Here is a 17,397-nt window from a genome sequence, read left to right as displayed (position 1 = left end):
CCGTGACCAGCTCCTGGACCTCCTTCGGCGGCGACCTGCACCTGGACCTCACCGAACGGCGCGCCGCCGGTGCCGGACTGCGGGCCGCCCTGGAGGACGCCCTGCGCGAAGCCGTCCAGGACGGACGGCTCGCGCCCGGCACCCGGCTGCCCTCCTCCCGGGCCCTCGGCGAGGACCTCGGCATCGCCCGCAACACCGTGGTCGAGGCCTACGGCCAGCTCACCGCCGAAGGCTGGCTCGACTCCCGGCAGGGCTCCGGCACCACCGTCGCCCGGCGGGCCGTACCCGAGCCGCCCGCCCCGGCCCGGCGGGCCGGCACCCGGACGATGCCGCAGCGGCAGGCCGCCCGGCACGACCTGACGTCCGGACGGCCCGACATCTCGCTCTTCCCCCGCACCGCCTGGCTCGCCGCCGCCCGCCGCGCCCTCGCCACCGCACCGCACGAAGCCCTCGACTACGGCAGCCCGCTCGGCCGGATCGAACTCCGGCAAGCCCTCACCCACTACCTCGCCCGGGTCCGCGGCGTCCGCACCGACCCCGACCACCTGCTCATCTGCACCGGCGTCACCCAGGGCCTCGGCCTGCTCTGCGCCGCCCTCCGCAACCGCGGCGCCCGCACACTCGCCGTCGAGGAGTACGGGCTGCCGCCGCAGCACGCCGTCGTCCGCGCCGCCGGACTCACCACCACCCCGCTGCCGCTGGACGAGGACGGCGCCCTCGTCGACCGGCTCGACACCCGCCCCGGTGCCGTCCTGCTCACCCCCGCCCACCAGTACCCCACCGGCGCACCGCTGTCCGCCGACCGGCGAGCCGAAGCGGTGCGGTGGGCCCGCGAACAGGACCGGTACGTCATCGAGGACGACTACGACGGCGAGTTCCGCTACGACCGGCAGCCGCTCGGCGCCATGCAGGCCCTCGACCCGGAGCGGGTCGTGTACGCCGGGACCGCCGCCAAGAGCCTCGCCCCGGGCCTGCGGCTGGCCTGGCTGGCCCTGCCGGACGCCCTGGTCGAACCGGTGGCCCGGCTGAAGGTGCTGGCCGACACGATGTCCCCGGTCCTGGACCAGCTGACGCTCGCGGAACTGATCACCTCCGGGACGTACGACCGCCACGTACGGCGCTGCCGCCTGCACTACCGGCGCCGCCGCGACCAGCTGATCGCCGCCCTCGCCGAACACGCCCCGCACGTCCGGGTCACCGGCATCGCGGCCGGCCTGCACGCCGTCCTCCAACTACCGCCCGGCTCCACCCCCGAACCCGAACTCCTCGCCCGCGCCCAGGCCGCCGGGCTCTCCCTCAACGGCCTGGCCTGGCACCTCGCCGCCCCCACCGACGCCGACGCCCCACCCGCCCTCGTCATCGGCTACGCCACCCCACCCGACCACGCGTTCCCGGCGGCACTGCAGGCCCTCTGCGAGCTGCTGCGCAGGGCGTGAAGGGGGCGGGAGGAAAGACGGCCCGCGCTGCAGGCCCTCTGCAAGCTGCTCCGCAGGGCATGAAGGGGGGCGAGCAGGGAGGCGGCCCGAACGGGGGTGCAAAGGGGACCGCCCGCCTCCTACGGGGGTGGGGGCGGGCGGCCGCTGGGGGGCGAACTACTTGTTGCGGCTGCCGAGTTCGAAGAGCAGCATGATGAAGCCGGCGAAGACGTGGATGCCCGCGGTGTAGATCACCAGGCGGAGGTAGACCCGCTTGTTGGCCCACTTGCCGGCGTCCATGGTCTTCGGGCCGGCGGCGGTGTCGGCGGCCCCGGCCGCGGCCGGGGTGATGGTGGTGGTGGGATCGGCCATGATGATCTCCTCCGAGGGGTTCTGACGGTGGTGGGTCAGTGGGTCGCGGCGGGGCCGCCGCCGAGGCAGAGTTCGCCGCCGGGGCTCTGCAGCAGGGTGTGGATGAAGAGCAGTTCGACGCCGCTCTCCGACTCGGCGGCGATGCAGTGCGGGGTGAGCGAGTCGTAGTGGGCGGAGTCGCCCTCCGCGAGGTGGTGGACGCGGTCGCCGAGGGTGAGGCGGAGCGCGCCCTGCAGGACGTACAGCCATTCCTCGCCCGGGTGGACCCGGACCACCGCGTCCTGGAGGCCCGGCGGCACGTGGACCCGCAGGGACTGCATGGCGCGGCCCGGGGCGCCGGCCCGGCGGTAGCCCCAGCCGCCGGCCCGCCCGGGCTCGATGGCGCCGCCGCGGACGACCGGGTCGGGCTCCGCCATGGTCTCGCCGAGCAGCCCGGACACCGCGGTGCCGTAGGCGCGGGCGAGGCCGAGCAGGACGGGCAGCGAGGGCTGCCGGCGGCCGGTCTCCAGCCGGGAGAGATACGCTGGGGAGAGTCCGACCCGCGCGGCGGCGACCTCCAGGGTGAGGCGGCTGCTGAGCCGGTGCTCGCGGAGGCGGGCGGCGAGGCCGGCGACCTCCTGGTCGTCGAGCTGGTCGCCTGCGGCGGGGGCGCCGGTGGAGCTGGTGGTCATGTGTCCAGTGGACACCCGGCCTGCCAGGCAGGCAAGGTTTTTGCCTCAGAGGCAAAAGGGCGAGAGGACCCCGCCGCACACCTCACGGCCGCGGGATGTTCCGCAGGTTGCTCCGGGCCAGGTCGACCATGCGCCCGACGCCGCCCGAGAGCACCGTCTTCCCGGCGGCCAGCGCGAAGCCCTTCAGCTGGGCGGCGGTGATGCGCGGCGGGATGGACAGCGCGTTGGGGTCGGTGACCACGTCCACCAGGGCCGGGCCCGGCCGTTCCAGCGCCTCCGCGAGCACCTCCCGGACCCGGGCCGGTTCGGCCACCCGCTTGGCCGGGATCCCCATCGCCCGGGCGATCCCCGCGTAGTCCACGTCCCCGTTGTCGATCTCGGACTCCGGGTAGCCGGAGACCAGCATCTCCAGCTTGATCATGCCGAGCGCGCCGTTGTTGAAGACGACGGTCTTCACCGGCAGCCGGTACTTGGCGACGGTGAGCAGTTCGCCGAGCAGCATCCCGATCCCGCCGTCGCCCGCCATCGCGATCACCTGCCGCCCGGGGCAGGCGAGCTGGGCGCCGATCGCGTGCGGGAGGGCGTTGGCCATCGAGCCGTGCAGGAAGGAGCCGATCACCCGGCGGCGGCCGTTGGGCTGCAGGTAGCGGGCGGCCCACACGTTGTTCATGCCGGTGTCGACGGTGAACACCGCGTCCTGGGCGGCGACCTCGTCCAGCACCGAGGCGACGTACTCCGGGTGGATCGGCAGGTGCTGCTCGATGTCCCGGGTGTACGCGCCGATCACGTCCTCCAGCGCCCGGCAGTGCTTCCTCAGCATGCCGTCCAGGAAGGCGCGGTCCTCCTTCTCGTCCAGCAGCGGCAGCACGGCCCGCAGGGTGGCGGCCACGTCGCCGTGGACGGCCAGGTCGAGCGCGGTGCGGCGGCCGAGCCGGGTCGCGTCGTGGTCGACCTGCACGGTGTGCGCCTGCGGCAGGAAGGAGTCGTACGGGAAGTCGGTGCCCAGCAGCAGCACCAGGTCGGCGGAGTGCAGCGCCTCGTGGCAGGCGCCGTAGCCGAGCAGGCCGCTCATGCCGACGTCGTACGGGTTGTCGTACTGGATCCACTCCTTGCCGCGCAGCGAGTGCCCGATCGGCGCGTTCAGGGCGTGCGCGGTCTCCATCACCTCGGCGTGTGCCCCGCGCACCCCGGCGCCGCAGAACAGGGCGACCTTGCGGGCCGCGTTGAGCATCCGGGCCAGCTCCTGCACCTGTGACCACGGCGGTGCGGCAACGGCCTGCTCGGTGAGGAAGTGGCTGGTGCCGGTGGGCCCGGCGGCGGGCAGCGCGGCGACGTCCCCCGGGAAGGCGAGCACCGAGACGCCGTGCGAGCCGAGCGCGTGCTGGACGGCGATCCGCAGCAGGCGGGGGAGCTGGGCGGGGGTGGAGAGCATCTCGCACCAGGTGCTGCAGTCGGTGAACACCCGCTCGGGGTGGGTCTCCTGGAAGAAGCCGGTGCCGATCTGGCCGGACGGGATGTGCGAGGCGAGCGCGAGGACGGGCAGGCCGCTGCGCTGGGCGTCGTAGAGGCCCTGGATCAGGTGGGTGTTGCCGGGGCCGCAGGAGCCGGCGCAGACGGCCAGCCGGCCGCTGAGCTCGGCCTCGGCGGCGGCCGCGAAGGCGCCGGCCTCCTCGTTGCGCACGTGCACCCAGCTGATGCCCTCGGCCCGGCGGATCGCGTCCACGACGGGGTTGAGGCTGTCGCCGACGACGCCGTAGACCCGCTCCACGCCGGCTTGCCGGAGCACCTCCACCATCTGTTCGGCCACGCTCGCCACGAGTGAACTCCTTCGGTGGGGCGCCGATTGTGCTGGGCACCTGCACCCTCCGACGGGGACGGGGTCGACGCAGCCGGGGTGGGCCGAACGGGCGACGCGAGGACAGGCCCCCGGGGGCTACTCGGCAGCGAGGTGGTCCTGCTGGCCGAGCTTGCCCGCCGCCAGGCCCGCCTGGGGCTGGCGGCGGGCGGGTTCGCGGCCGGGGGGCTGGGCGAAGCGCTCCTGGGCGGGCGGGGCGGTGGTGGGCAGGGTGACCGGCGAGCCGGCCTTGACCTGCACCACCTCGCCGTCGTGCCGCAGGTGGATGACCTCGCCGCGGCGCAGCGTGTACGTCGTCTCCTCGTGGGTGATCCGGACGCCGAGCAGGTGTTCGCGCACCAGCAGGGAGAAGCTCAGCTTCATCAGCCCGGACGGCAGCCGGGGCCGGAAGGAGAGCGTCTCGTTGTGGTCGCGCAGTCCGCCGAAGCCCGCCACCAGGGCGATGCACGCCCCGGCGAGCGAGGCCATGTGCAGGCCGTCGCGGGTGTTGCCGCCGAGGTCGTGCAGGTCCATCAGGGCCGCTTCGGCCGTGTAGTCGTACGCGAGGTCGAGCTGGCCGACCTCGGCGGCGATGACGGCCTGGGTGCAGGCGGAGAGCGAGGAGTCGCGGACGGTGAGGCGCTCGTAGTAGGCGAAGTTGCGGGCCTTCTGCTCGTCGGTGAAGGCGTCGCCGCGGACCTGCATGGCGAGCACCAGGTCGGCCTGCTTGACCACCTGCTTGCGGTACAGGTCGAAGTACGGGAAGTGCAGCAGCAGCGGGTACTTCTCGGGCGGGGTGTTCTCGAAGTCCCAGACCTGGTGGTCGGTGAAGCCGTCGGCCTGCGGGTGGACGCCGAGGTCGTGGTCGTACGGGATGAACATCGCGGCGGCCGCGTCCCGCCAGGCGGCGGTCTCCTCGGTGTCGACGCCGAGGGCGGCGGCCTCGCTCGCGTGCCGGACGGCGGCCTCGGCGGCGGCGCGCAGGTTGGTCTGCGCCATCAGGTTGGTGAAGACGTTGTTGTCGGCGACGGCGCTGTACTCGTCGGGGCCGGTGACGCCCTCGATCCGGAACTTCCCGGCGGCGTCGTGGTGGCCGAGCGAGCGCCACATCCGGGCGGTCTCCACGAGGAGTTCGAGCCCGTACTCGCGCTCGAACTCCGCGTCCCCGGTGGCCCGGACGTAGCGGGCGACGGCGGCGGCGATGTCGGCGCCGATGTGGAAGGCGGCGGTGCCGGCCGGCCAGTACCCGGAGCACTCCTCGCCGCGGATCGTCCGCCACGGGAACACCGCGCCGGCCAGGCCGAGTTGGGCCGCCCGCTCGCGGGCCAGCGGGAGGGTGGTGTGCCGCCAGCGCAGGGCCTGGTTGACGGCGGCGGGCAGGCAGTAGGTGAGCACCGGCAGGACGAAGGTCTCGGTGTCCCAGAAGCTGTGCCCGTCGTAGCCGGGGCCGGTCAGGCCCTTGGCGGGGATGGCCCGTTCCTCGCTGCGCACCCCGGCCTGCAGGACGTGGAAGACGGCGAACCGGACGGCCTGCTGGAGTTCGACGTCGCCCTCGATCTCGATGTCGCTGGTCTCCCAGAACTCCCGCAGGAAGTCGGCCTGTTCGGCGACCAGGCCGTCCCAGCCGGTGTACCGGGCGGCGGTCAGCGCGGCCTCGACCTGGTCCCGGACGGCGGGCAGCGAGCGGGTGCCGGACCAGCCGTAGGCCATGAACTTGGTCAGCTGCAGCCGCTGTCCGGGTTGGAGGACGGTGGTGACGCTGATCCGGCACTGGTCGGCATCGGCCTCGGCGACGGTGTCGGTCCTCTCCGGGCCGTCGATGACGTGGTCCATCCCGGCCGCGACCCGGATGCCGCTGTAGCGGGTGCGGTGCACCAGGACGGCCTTGGTGGCGCCGGCGTGGTGCGCCTCGGGCTGCAGCGGCGCCTCCAGGACGGCCGCGGCGCGCGGGTCGCCCTCGGGGCCGCCGGGCAGCTGCTCGTTGGCGACCAGCTCGGACTGGAGGACGATCCGCACCGGGCCGTCCACCGCCTCGACGCTGTACTCGATGGCGGCGATGGCGCGCTGGGTGAGCGAGACCAGCCGGGAGGAACGCACCCGGATGGTCCGCCCGGCCGGGGAGGTCCACTCGGCCTCGCGGTGCAGCAGCCCCTCGCGGAAGTCCAACCAGCGCTTGTGGCTGAGGAGTTCGCCGTAGCGCAGGTCGAAGGGCTCGTCGTCCACCAGCAGCCGGATGATCTTGCCGTTGGTCACGTTGATGACGCTCTGGCTCGACTCCGGGTAGCCGTAGCCGCCCTCGCCGTACGGCAGCGGGCGGAGCTCGAAGACACCGTTGAGGTAGGTGCCGGGCAGGCCGTGCGGCTCGCCCTCGTCCAGGTTGGCGCGCAGGCCGATGTGGCCGTTGGAGAGCGCGAAGACGGACTCGGCGCGGGCCAGCGCGGCCAGGTCCAGGCCCTGTTCGGTGATCTGCCACGGGTCGACCGTGAAGTTGTCGGCAGGACTCATGCCGCCCCTCCCAGGAGCTCGGAAAGGTCGTCGACGACCACGGTGGCGCCGTCGCGGCGCAGTTCGGCGGCCTGGCCGGTGCGGTTCACCCCGACCACGGCGCCGAAGCCGCCGGCCCGGCCGGAGGCGACTCCGGCGAGCGCGTCCTCGAAGACGGCGGCGTGCGCGGGCTCGACGCCGAGGGATCGGGCCGCGTACAGGTAGGTGTCGGGGGCGGGCTTGCCGGGCAGGCCCTCGCTCTTGGCGACGTTGCCGTCCACGATCACGTCGAACAGCTCCTCGATGCCCGCCGCGCGCAGCACGTCGCGGCAGTTGGCGCTGGAGGAGACCACCGCGCTGGGCAGTCCGGCCGCGCGCAGCCGGTGCACGTAGTCGACCGAGCCCTGGTACGGCTGGACGCCCTGTTCGCGGATCATCCGCAGCACGGTGTCGTTCTTGGCCCGGCTGATCCCTTGCACGGTACGGGAGTTGGGCGGGTCGTCGGGGGTGCCCTCGGGCAGGTCGATGCCCCGGCTGTGCAGAAAGGCCCGGGTGCCGTCGAGGCGCGGGCGGCCGTCCACGTGGGTGTCGTAGTCGATGACGGCGTCGAAGGGGACGAACGGCCCGCCGGTGCGGGCGGATTCGGCGCGCAGGAAGGCGTCGAAGGTGTCCTTCCAGGCCGCGGCGTGCACCTTCGCGGTCTGGGTGAGCACCCCGTCGAGGTCGAAGAGGAAAGCGCGGATGTCGTCCGGTAGCCCCAGCATGGGTGCAGTCTTACCCGGGAACCGCGGGGAAGCCCCCCATTTCCCGGCGGCGCGTCGCGGGAAGGGCGGCTACGGGGAGTCGGGCAGTTGCGCCTCGGGGGCCTGGATGACCGCGAAGAGCGCGCCCTGCGGGTCCCGGACGACGGCCATCCGGCCGGACTGCAGGTCGAACGGCGGCTGGATCACCGAGCCGCCCGCCCTGACCAGGGCGTCCACCGTGGAGTCGGTGTCGTCCACCGAGAAGTACGTCATCCAGTGCGAGGGCGTGCCGGGCGCCAGGTAGCCGGGGATGGCCTGCATGCCGCCCACCGTGCGGTCGCCGACGTTGAGCGAGAAGTAGCCGTCCATGCCCTGGATGGTGGCCGGGCGCAGCCCGAGCGCGGGCTGGTAGAAGCGGCCGGCCGCGCCGGTGTCGGCGGTGTTGAGCTCGTTCCAGACCAGTGCGCCGGGCTCGTTGACCACGCCGGCGCCGATGAAGTCCATCGCCTGCCAGACGCCGAACACCGCGCCGGTCGGGTCGGCGGCGACCAGCATCCGGCCGATCGTGCCGACGTCCATCGGCTCGTAGAGGATCGTGCCGCCGGCCGCGACGATCGCCCGGTGGCTCTCGTCGGCGTCGTCCGAGGCGAGGTAGGTGGTCCAGGCGACGGGCGGCGCGGGCCGGTCCTCCGGCCCGGGCGCCGTCATGATCCCGGCGACCGGCCGGTCGTTGAGCATGCACACGGAGTAGCCGCCGAACTCGGCCGGGCCGACCTGGCCCTGCCAGCCGAAGAGGTCGCGGTAGAAGTCGAGGGCGGCCTGCTGGTCGCTCGCCAGCAGGTCGACCCAGCACGGGGTGCCGGGCAGGTACGGATCGGTGACAACGGGCATCGCGGGGCCTCCCGGAGGCGGTGGTGGCCGGCTGGGGCGGTCGGGCGGGTCGGGTGGGGCGGCGGCCCGCGCCGGAAGGGCGCCGCGGCGGCGCCACACCGCCACCTTCGGCCCGTCGCCGCGTTCCCGCCACCGGAGGGCGCCACAGGCCCTAAGCGGCACCCCGGCGGGCTCACGGGGCGTCGTGCCGCCGGGCGGTGACGAAGTACGGCTGCACCTTGCCGCTCTGCGCGTAGTCCTTGAGCCGGACCAGCAGTTCGGCCCAGGTGCCGGCCACCGCCGGGACGCCCTCCTCGCTGCCCGGCTGCCAGCCGCCGTGCCGGAAGAGCAGCCGGGTGCGCTCGGGCTCACCGGGCTGCTCGGCGAGGTCCCAGCTGATCCAGGTGCCGGCCCAGTGCGGCGGGAAGGCCCCGGCGTTGGCCCACACCACCCGGTCCTGGTCGGCGCGCTCGACCCGGAGCCGGAACGGCTCGGGGACGTCGGGGAAGTCGAAGAGCAGGACGTCGTCCTCCCGGTCCACGGCGGTGGTCCACCAGGCGGTGAGCCCGTCGTGGGTGGTGAGCGCGGCGAGGACGACGGCCCGGGGCGCGGCGATGTCGAGTTGCAGGGCGATCTCGGGCATGGCGTCCGCCTTTCGGTGCCCGCTGGACCCCTGTGGCCCACGATGGCACGACCCCCGGTCCGGCGCCCTCTGGGCCGGTCCGGGGGTCGGGTCCGCGCTGGGCGGTGCGGTCAGCCGCCGCTGCCGTACGTGGTGTTGGCGCAGATGTCGTCGTCCGCCGAGCGGGCGTCGTTGGTGACGGTGGTGGGCAGCGGCTGCGGGGGCGCGGGGACGCCCGGGGTGGCGTTCGGTGCCGCGCCGGTCGAGGCGGGCGCGAGGCCGACGGCCGCCGCGAAGTCCTGGCCGACGATCACCGAGATGCCCCGCCCGCTGCCGGCTTCGAGGCCGGCGCCGGGGAACAGTGCGGCGACCTTCTCCGCGTTCGCCTTCTGCCCGGAGCCGTACTCGATCGTGGTGGTCCTGTACTTGGTGCTGGCCGCCTGGCCCGCCGTGGTGGCGCTGAACTTGGCGGCCTTCAGCTGCTCGGTCCCCTTGCCGGCCAGGCCGTTGACGATCGTGCCGTTGTAGACCGCCACCTTGATCGAGGCGTTGCCGGCGTCCCCGGCCGGGGCCGGCGGGGTGGCGGCCGCGGGCGGCGGCGGGGCCTGGCTGGTGCCGCTGCCGGGCGCGTCCGGCTGCTGGCCGGTGGCGTTCTGGCCGTCGATGGTCTGGTCGGCCTTGAGGGTGTCCCAGAGCTTGTTGGCGTCCGGCTGGATCAGGTCGATGTTGGAGTCCTGGGTGCGGAAACGCCAGGGCGCCGTCACGAACTTGAGGTTGCTCATGTCGATGTTCTTGAGCGACAGGCCGAAGGAGAGCAGCTTGTCCGCGCTGTCCAGGCCCGGGTCGACGGTCAGCGACTTGGTGGCGGCGTCGGCCAGCGGCAGCAGCGTGGTCGGGTTCATCCCCTCCTTCTTGATCTTGGAGGCGAGCGAGCCCAGGAAGGCCTGCTGGCGCTTCATCCGGCCGATGTCCGAACCGTCGCCTATGCCGTGCCGCAGGCGGACGTAGTCGAGCGCCTTCTGGCCGTCCACGGTCTGCTTGCCCTGCGGGAGGACGAGGTCGCCCCGCTTGTGCAGGTTGGGGTTGATGTCCCCCTCGTAGATCGGCTTCGGCAGGCAGACGTCCACGCCGTTGACGGCCTTGGTCATCGAGGCGAAGCCGTTGAAGTCGACCACGAGGGTGTGGTCGACGCGGATGCCGGTGAGCTTCTCCACCGTGTTCTGGGCGCAGGCCGGGTTGCCGTCGTCGCTGCCGCCGGTCGAGAAGGCGGCGTTGAAGAGGTCGGTGTTGCCGCCCTTGGTCCACTTGCCGTTGGGGAGCTTGCAGGACGGCAGCTGGACCATCGCGTTGCGCGGGATCGAGATGCCCACGGCGTGCTTGTGGTCGGCGTAGACGTGCAGCAGGATCGTGGTGTCCGAGCGGGCGCCGCCGTCCTCGCCGCCGCCGAGGTCGGCGTTGTTCTTGCCGCGGCTGTCCGAGCCGATCAGCAGCACGTTGACCGGCTTGTTGCCGTCCGCGTCGGCCTTCGCCTCGGGCGGGCGGTCGGCGGCTATCGCGTCGCCGTCGAAGGACTTGATGTTGGCGTTCAGCTTGAAGTAGATCGCGCCGCCCACGCCGGCTATGACCACCAGCACGCCGGCCGTCGTCCAGGCGACGATCTTCTTCACGTTCTTCTTCGGCTTGGCGCTCTTGCGCGCCGCCGCCCGGCCGCCGGCCCCGCCGTCCGTACGGCCGTCGCCACCGCCGCGACCGCCCTTGCCCTGGGCGGCGGCCCGGCGGGCCTCCGCCCGGCCGCCGGAGCGGGGCGACGGCACGGCGCCGCCCTCCGCGCCCTCGGTCGTGAGCGCGCCGGGCGCGTCCTCGCCCCGGGCCGGGCCCTCGCCCCACTCACCTGACATGCGCGTACCTTTCACCGACGGAAGCGACGCCCCGGACGATCTGGCGCACCGCACACAGAGAGACGGTCGGGACCGCCCCCGGGTTGCACATACGTACAGCAGTGGCAACCGACGAACGTGGCTTCCGATCATATTTAGGCCCGACGCGATCACGGACCCCCGGTGCTCGGACGACTCGGCCGACAGCCGGGCAACCACCAGGCAGAACACCCGAAACCGCCCGATTCCGACGTGACCCATGCCACGTCGACGCGGCTGCCCGGGGCCGCCCGGTCACCCCGCCGACTGCCGTCCACGCCTCCCGGGCGCCGCGCCGCGGCGGCGGCCCGCCCGGACCACCGCGGCCGCGAGGGCGATCACCGCGACCAGCCCGGCACTCGCCCCGGCCACCGCCGAGGCCCGGGTCAGGGCCGTCCGGTCGGGCGGCGGCGGGACGGTCACCGGCTCGGCGGCGGCCCCGGGGGCGCCGCCGCCCGGGGGCTGGGCGGTCACGGCGGCCACCACGTCCAGCGTCCCCCAGCCCACGGCCGGGTCCGGAAGCGACGAACCCGGGCGGTACGCCGTCGACTTGAGCCGCTCGGCGACCTGGGCCGGGGTCCACCCGGGCTCCCGGGAGAACAGCAGGGCGGCCGCGCCGGCGACCAGGGCGGCGGCCCCGCTGGGCCCCGAGGCGGTGAAGTAGCCGCCGCCGGGCCCGGCGGCCTGGAGCCCCTCACCGGGGGCCGCCAGGTCCACCCGGGTGCCCGGACCGCCGCCGGGGCCCGCGCCGCCTGCCGGGCCGCCGGGGCCCGCTCCCGGGTCGCCCGGGGACGGGGCGCCGCCCGGGCCGATCGAGGCCACCGCGAGCACGCCCGGGTAGCCGGCCGGGAAGACCGCGCCGCCCTTGCCCGACTGCCCGTCCGGCCCGGCCGGGGCGACCAGCAGCAGCCCCTTCGCCGCGGCGTACTCCACGGCGTCGGCGAGCGCCTGGTTCGGCGCCGGCACCGGCGCCCCGACCACCGCCACCCGGGCACCGCCGTCGGCCGCCGCCCGGATGCCCTGGGCGAGCAGGTCGGGCGTGGTCGTCCCGGCGTCGTCGGTCACCGCGACGGCCAGGACGGTCGCCTCCGGGGCGATCCCGGCCGGTCCGCTGTCGGGCGTGCGGCGGCCGGCGACCAGGCCCGCGAGGAAGGTGCCGTGGCCCACGCAGTCCCGGCCCGCGTCGCCCTGCCCGTGCAGCCGGGGGCCCGTCCTGAGCCGGCCGGCCAGCACCCCGGAACCGGTGCCCGCCGAGGCGTCCACGCCGGAGCCGAGCACCGCGACCGTCACCCCGGCGCCCCGACCGAGCGGCCAGGCCGACTCGGGCCGCAGGTAGACCTGGGCCCACGGGGCCCGGTCGACGGTCGTCCGGGTGGACGGCTTGCGGCAGCCGTTCTCCCGGACGTCGGGGAGCGTCTGGCTCATCGCCGGGAGGTCCCCGGCCGCGGGCGACGCGGCCGCCGCACCGGGCGCGGCCGGGCCCACCGGGGTGTCGGCGCCCGCCGGTGCGACGGGGCCCAGCAGGGCGGCGGCGGCCCACACCGCCGCCGCCCCGGCGACCGCCCGCCGACCCCGGCGGACGGCCGCCCCCACCGGGCCGGCTGCTTCCCGGGCAGGCCCCGTCATACCGAGCTTCCCAGCCGCTCCACCGCGATGTCCTGGGGCAGCAGCAGGCTCAGCTCGGAGAGGTCGGCGAAGTCGAGCCGGCTGAGCCGGCCCGCCTGGCGGGTGATCATGCCCTCCAGGGTCTGCCGGGCGAAGCGCCCGTTGCCGAAGGTGCGGTCGCGCGGGACGGCCCCGAACAGCCGGGCCAGCGCCTCCAGGGTCTCGGGCGCGCAGGTGTAGCCGGCGTTCTCGGCGAGCCGGCCCACGATGGTGACCAGCTCGTCGTCGGTGTAGTGGCCGAACTCCACCTGCCGGGAGAAGCGGGAGGCCAGGCCCGGGTTGGAGGCCAGGAAGTGCCGCATCTCGTCCTCGTAGCCGGCGACGATCACCACCACCTCGTCCCGGTGGTCCTCCATCAGCTTCATCAGGGTGTCCACCGCCTCCTGGCCGAAGTCGCTGCCGCCGCCGTGGCGCGGGGTGAGGGTGTACGCCTCGTCGATGAAGAGCACCCCGCCCCGGGCCCGGTCGAAGGCCTCCTTGGTGAGCTGGGCGGTGTGGCCGACGTACCGGCCGACCAGGTCGGCGCGGGCGGTCTCGATCAGCTGGCCGCCCGGCAGCACGCCCAGCTCGGCGAGGAGCTGCCCGTAGAGCCGGGCGACGGTGGTCTTGCCGGTGCCGGGCGGGCCGGCGAAGACCAGGTGGTGGCTGATGGTGGCGGTGGGCAGCCCGGCCTCCTCCCGCCGGCGCACCTGGCGGATCAGGTTGACCAGGTCCTCGACCTGCTCCTTGGCGGCCGGCAGGCCGACCATCGCGCGCAGTTCGGCGAGCAGTTCGGTGCCGTCCTTGCGGGCGGCCTGCGGGGCCTCCTCGGGGGCGACGTCCTCGGGGACGAGCAGCGCCAGGTCCTCGTCGGAGATGTCGGCCTGGGTGGCGAGCCTGGTGGCCTGCCGGTCGACCATCTCCTCGAACACCTTGCGGGCCGCCCGGCCGTTGCCGAAGTCCTCTCCCTTGGGCAGCCGCTCGAAGAGCCCCGCGAGGGCCTCCCGGGTGCCGTCGGCCAGCTCGTAGCCGTGCCCGGCGGCGGCCCGCTCCACGATGGTGACCAGCTCCTCCACCGAGTAGTTGGCGAACTCCACGGTCCGGCTGAACCGCGAGGCCAGGCCCGGGTTGGAGGCCAGGAAGTCGGTCATCTCGGCGGAGTAGCCGGCCACGATCACCACGATGTCCTCGCGGTGATCCTCCATCAGCTTGACCAGGGTGTCGATCGCCTCCCGGCCGAAGTCCGGCCCGCTGCCGCCGGAGCCCGCCGACAGCGTGTACGCCTCGTCGAGGAAGAGCACCCCGCCGAGCGCCGACTGGAACACCTCGGTGGTCTTGAGCGCGGTGCCGCCGATCACCGAGGCGACCAGGTCGGCGCGGGCCACCTCGGTCAGGTGGCCGCTGCGCAGCACCCCCAGCTCGGCCAGGATGCTGCCGTACAGCCGGGCCACGGTGGTCTTGCCGGTGCCCGGCGGGCCCGCGAAGACCAGGTGGCGGCTCATCGGCAGCGCGGGCATGCCCGCCAGCTCCCGGCGCCGGGCCAGCTTGTTGAGGTTCACCAGGGTCGCGACCTGCTCCTTGACGCCGGCCAGGCCGACCAGCGACTCCAGCACCTCCAGCGGGCCGGGCTGGCCGGCGGGCGCGGACCCGCCCGCGGGGGCGGGCTCCCCCGCCGCGCCGCCCGGGCTGCCGGGGGCGGCTCCGGTCTGCGGCGCGGCCGCCGGGGCGGGCGCCGAGCCCGCGGTGGCGGTGCCGTGCGCGTCCGGCAGCTCGTTCTCCTCGCTGACCAGCTCCTCCACCGACAGCCGCTCGCTCGGCGCGCTCTGGCGCAGGCCGGAGCCCCGGTTGCGGGAGAGCGTGCAGCCGGTCAGCCGGACGGCCTCGACGGAGTCGGTGCGCACCCCGTCCCCGGTGTTCTCGCTCGCCGTGAGCTGGGCCAGGACGGCCCGCGCGCCGGCCCCGATCCGCACGCCGTGGCGGCGGTTGCCGGTCACCCGCACCCGGGTGCAGGTCAGTTCGGCGCCGTCCTCGGCGGTGACCCCGTCCTCGGCGGAGCCGGACACCTCGCAGTCGCGCAGCGTCGCCGTGCCGACCCGGCCGAGCAGCACCCCGGAGCCGCCCGCGCCGCGCACCACGGTGGAGCCCAGCCGGATGTCGGCGCCCTCGGCGATCCGGACGCCCGCCCGGCCCGCGTCCAGGACCTCGCAGTTCTCCAGCTGCCCGCGCCCGTCCCGGAGCGCGGCCACGCCGTCGCCCTTCGCCCGGTGGACGGCGACCCGGCGCAGCCTCGGGTTGGCGCCGTCGGTGATCAGCACGCCGGTGCCGGTGACGTCCCGCACCTCCATCCGGTCGACGTCGGCCGCGCTGCCGCCGGTCAGTTCGACCCCGTCGGCGCAGTCCCGGACGACGGTGCGGGCCAGCGAGGGGCCGGAGGAGTCGCCGACCCAGAGGCCGGTGCCCTCGCCCCCGTCGATCTCGCAGTCCTCGAAGGTGCCGCGGGAGCGGGCCGTGACGTGGACGCCGTGGCCCGTCGTCCGGGAGGCGCGGCAGCGGCGCAGCAGCGGGTCGGTGCCCCCGGCGAGCACGAAGCCGTGGCCGGAGGTGCCGGTGACGGTGCAGTCCTCCAGGGAGACCCGGGCGGTGGAGCTGATGTAGACGCCGATCGTGGTGTCGCGCACGGTGGTGCGCACCAGCCGGGTGGTGCTGTTCTCCTCCAGGGCGACGCCGGGCTTGTCGGTGACGGACACCTCGCAGCCCTCGAAGGTGCCCCGGGCCTCGCCGTTGGCGCAGATGCCGTTGCCGCGCGCGTCGCGCAGCACGCAGTTGCGCAGCAGCGGGTTGGCGCGCTCGCCGATCACGACGGCGGAGCTGCCGAGGTGCTCGATGACGCAGTCCTCGATGACGCTGCTGCCGGTGGAGGTCTCGACGATGCCCGCGCCGGCCGGGTTGGTGACCCGGCAGCCGCGCATCGCCAGGGTGCCGTCCCCGCGGGTGAGCAGGGCCGTCCAGGAGCTGCCGACCACCTCGCAGTCCTGGACGGCGGCCTGGCCGCGCGGCACGTCGATGGCGGGCAGTTCCTCGTCCTGCCCCTGGAGGATCAGGCCGGTCAGCTGCACCGCCTCGGCGGTGACCTGGACCACGCAGCCTCGCCGGGCGGTGATCCGGACCGTGCCCCGGGCCTCCGCGGCGGTGATGGTGACCAGTTTGTTGATCACCAGGTTCTCCTCGTAGCGCCCGGGGCGCACCGAGATCACCGCCCCGCTGCGGGCCGCCGCGAGCGCGTCGCCGATGGTGCGGTAGCGGCCGTCCCGCTGTTCCGGGCATACCGTCAGCACGTGGCGCGACATGGCGTGGCCTTCCCTCTCAATGACTCGCTCAATGACTCGCTCGGTGACTCGGTCGGTGACTCGTCGATGACCTGGCAGCCCGTCAGCCGGAGCAGTCGGCTCGTACGGCGGCGGCCGCGTGGTGGGCCTTGTCGGCGCCGCCGCCCCAGTCGATGCCCCGGGAGTGCAGCGTCACGGAGATCCGTCCGCCGCTGACCGGGAAGGGGCCGGCGTTGTACCAGGTGCCGCGGTTCGCGGGCTGGTCGATGGTGAAGGAGCCGGCGCCGCCCGAGGCGTTGTCCACGGTGTAGAAGGACGGCTTGCCGCCCACCGCCTTGATGTCGCCGTTGTTCGGGATGTAGACGGAGATCCGGCAGCTGCCGCTGGTGACCGGCGACGTGGAGAAGGTCCACACCGCCGAGTTGCCGTCCGGGTCGTCCTTGTTGGCCGCGCCGGACATCGGCAGCGAGACGTACGAGCCGTTGCAGCCCGAACCGGCGTACCCGCCGGCCGAGTTGGTCAGCCAGCCGGCGGTGCCCTGGGTCCACCAGCCGTTCTTGGCGAAGCTCACGGCGGAGCCGCCGCAGCCGTTGCCGCCGATGGCGCTGAAGCTGGGCGGGGCGGGCTTGCCGGCCGCGGGCGGCTGTTGGGGGGCGGGCTGCTGCGGGGCCGGCTGCTGCGGCGCGGGGCCCGGGACGGTGCCGGAGCCCGAGCCGCTACCGGAGCCGGTGCCCGTGCCGCCACCACCGCCGCCCGCACCGGTGCTGCCGCCGCCACCGCCGCCGTTGCCGCCGTTGCCGCCCGGCGCCGGGGCGCCCGGGTTGGGCCGGGTGAGCGGGCCGGAGCCGGCGGCGCCCGGGGCCGTACCGGCGCCGGGGACGGTTCCGGTGGTCGTCCCGGGCGCACCGCCGGGGACGCCCTGCGCCCCGGGTGCGGCCTGGTCCCCGCCAGGGGTGGCCGGCTGGCCCTGCGTCGGGTCGGCGGCCGGGGCACCGGGGACGGGGACGACCGGGTCGGCGGGGGGTGCCGGGGGCTGCGCCGGGTCGCCGAGCTCGGGGCCCTCGGCGGGCGGCTGGTCCGCCTTGCTCTGGCCGGCGTTGCCGGACCCGCCGTGGCCGGACGTGCTGCCGTCGGTGATCAGGAACGGCAGGCCCATCAGCACCACGCCGACGGTCGCGGCGGCGATGATCACCGGCCGCTTCAGCCGGGCCCGGCGCCCGGCCGGCGCGGGACCGGCGGCCTCGGCCTGCGCCGTCGCCGCCGGATCGGGGTCGGGCCCCGGGTCGGGCAGCGAGGCGGGAACGGCGGCGACCTGCCCGTACTGCGGCACGGCCGGTGGCGCGGCCGGCGGGGCGGGCGACGCGGCCCCGGCGACTTCCTCTTCCATCTCCCAGGCCACCGAGGGCAGCTGAATGCCCGCCGCCGTCCCGTTCTGAGACCGGTTCCCAGCCGTGCTCGTGCCCACCGCAGCTCCTCGGCTCCACTTGCAGTCCCTGTCGG

Annotated in this window: 12 protein-coding genes; 1 reads left to right on the top strand and 11 read right to left on the bottom strand. The window is 74.9% G+C overall.

Annotated features, from left to right (window positions below; all coding sequences use genetic code 11):
• Positions 1 to 2 precede the first annotated feature (2 nt).
• Positions 3 to 1,436, top strand: coding sequence for a MocR-like pyridoxine biosynthesis transcription factor PdxR (pdxR, locus tag OP86_RS16930; protein ID WP_030059525.1), 1,434 nt, complete (start codon positions 3 to 5; stop codon positions 1,434 to 1,436).
• Positions 1,437 to 1,592: 156 nt separating this feature from the next.
• On the opposite strand, the gene OP86_RS16925 is transcribed toward pdxR, so the two are convergent.
• From OP86_RS16925 to OP86_RS16875, 11 genes are all read right to left on the bottom strand, one after another.
• Positions 1,593 to 1,787 (bottom strand): DUF6126 family protein, encoded by a 195-nt coding sequence (locus OP86_RS16925; RefSeq protein WP_030059524.1) that lies wholly within the window; start codon positions 1,785 to 1,787, stop codon positions 1,593 to 1,595.
• A 35-nt stretch (positions 1,788 to 1,822) separates the two neighbouring features.
• Positions 1,823 to 2,458: a helix-turn-helix domain-containing protein gene (locus OP86_RS16920; RefSeq protein WP_030059523.1), complete on the bottom strand. Its 636-nt coding sequence runs from the start codon at positions 2,456 to 2,458 to the stop codon at positions 1,823 to 1,825.
• Between the two features lie 82 nt (positions 2,459 to 2,540).
• On the bottom strand, positions 2,541 to 4,274 hold the full coding sequence (locus OP86_RS16915) for a pyruvate dehydrogenase (protein WP_078588446.1): 1,734 nt from the start codon (positions 4,272 to 4,274) through the stop codon (positions 2,541 to 2,543).
• Positions 4,275 to 4,391: 117 nt separating this feature from the next.
• A complete protein-coding gene (locus OP86_RS16910) occupies positions 4,392 to 6,797 on the bottom strand; it encodes a glycoside hydrolase family 65 protein (RefSeq protein WP_030255540.1) in 2,406 nt (801 codons plus the stop codon).
• Entirely contained in the window at positions 6,794 to 7,540 is a 747-nt protein-coding gene (locus OP86_RS16905) for an HAD family hydrolase (RefSeq protein ID WP_030059520.1), read from the bottom strand. Before OP86_RS16905 ends, OP86_RS16910 begins: the two co-directional genes overlap by 4 nt.
• A 69-nt stretch (positions 7,541 to 7,609) precedes the next feature.
• Complete coding sequence (locus tag OP86_RS16900; RefSeq protein ID WP_030255536.1) at positions 7,610 to 8,410, bottom strand: VOC family protein; 801 nt, start codon at positions 8,408 to 8,410, stop codon at positions 7,610 to 7,612.
• Positions 8,411 to 8,582: 172 nt separating this feature from the next.
• On the bottom strand, positions 8,583 to 9,032 hold the full coding sequence (locus tag OP86_RS16895) for an SRPBCC family protein (protein WP_051830167.1): 450 nt from the start codon (positions 9,030 to 9,032) through the stop codon (positions 8,583 to 8,585).
• A gap of 110 nt (positions 9,033 to 9,142) precedes the next feature.
• Positions 9,143 to 10,909, bottom strand: a complete 1,767-nt coding sequence (locus tag OP86_RS16890) for an LCP family protein (protein WP_078588445.1) — start codon at positions 10,907 to 10,909, stop codon at positions 9,143 to 9,145.
• A 273-nt stretch (positions 10,910 to 11,182) separates the two neighbouring features.
• Positions 11,183 to 12,553: a S8 family serine peptidase gene (locus OP86_RS16885; protein ID WP_078588444.1), complete on the bottom strand. Its 1,371-nt coding sequence runs from the start codon at positions 12,551 to 12,553 to the stop codon at positions 11,183 to 11,185.
• Positions 12,550 to 15,918 (bottom strand): right-handed parallel beta-helix repeat-containing protein, encoded by a 3,369-nt coding sequence (locus tag OP86_RS16880; protein WP_030059514.1) that lies wholly within the window; start codon positions 15,916 to 15,918, stop codon positions 12,550 to 12,552. Before OP86_RS16880 ends, OP86_RS16885 begins: the two co-directional genes overlap by 4 nt.
• Positions 15,919 to 16,000: 82 nt before the next feature.
• A complete protein-coding gene (locus OP86_RS16875) occupies positions 16,001 to 17,362 on the bottom strand; it encodes a hypothetical protein (RefSeq protein WP_157849755.1) in 1,362 nt (453 codons plus the stop codon).
• Positions 17,363 to 17,397: the final 35 nt, after the last annotated feature.

The organism is Streptomyces novaecaesareae (genome assembly GCF_000716875.1).
GTDB classification, from domain to species: domain Bacteria; phylum Actinomycetota; class Actinomycetes; order Streptomycetales; family Streptomycetaceae; genus Kitasatospora; species Kitasatospora novaecaesareae.
This window is presented reverse-complemented; position numbering and strand designations above follow the sequence as displayed.

Excerpts from the sequence above, each read along its gene's own strand:
- OP86_RS16885 (WP_078588444.1), bottom strand. The coding sequence starts at position 12,553 with ATGACGGGGCCTGCCCGGGAAGCAGCCGGCCCGGTGGGGGCGGCCGTC.
- OP86_RS16890 (WP_078588445.1), bottom strand. The coding sequence starts at position 10,909 with ATGTCAGGTGAGTGGGGCGAGGGCCCGGCCCGGGGCGAGGACGCGCCC.
- OP86_RS16910 (WP_030255540.1), bottom strand. The coding sequence starts at position 6,797 with ATGAGTCCTGCCGACAACTTCACGGTCGACCCGTGGCAGATCACCGAA.
- OP86_RS16925 (WP_030059524.1), bottom strand. The coding sequence starts at position 1,787 with ATGGCCGATCCCACCACCACCATCACCCCGGCCGCGGCCGGGGCCGCC.
- OP86_RS16895 (WP_051830167.1), bottom strand. The coding sequence starts at position 9,032 with ATGCCCGAGATCGCCCTGCAACTCGACATCGCCGCGCCCCGGGCCGTC.
- OP86_RS16920 (WP_030059523.1), bottom strand. The coding sequence starts at position 2,458 with ATGACCACCAGCTCCACCGGCGCCCCCGCCGCAGGCGACCAGCTCGAC.
- OP86_RS16900 (WP_030255536.1), bottom strand. The coding sequence starts at position 8,410 with ATGCCCGTTGTCACCGATCCGTACCTGCCCGGCACCCCGTGCTGGGTC.
- OP86_RS16905 (WP_030059520.1), bottom strand. The coding sequence starts at position 7,540 with ATGCTGGGGCTACCGGACGACATCCGCGCTTTCCTCTTCGACCTCGAC.
- OP86_RS16880 (WP_030059514.1), bottom strand. The coding sequence starts at position 15,918 with ATGTCGCGCCACGTGCTGACGGTATGCCCGGAACAGCGGGACGGCCGC.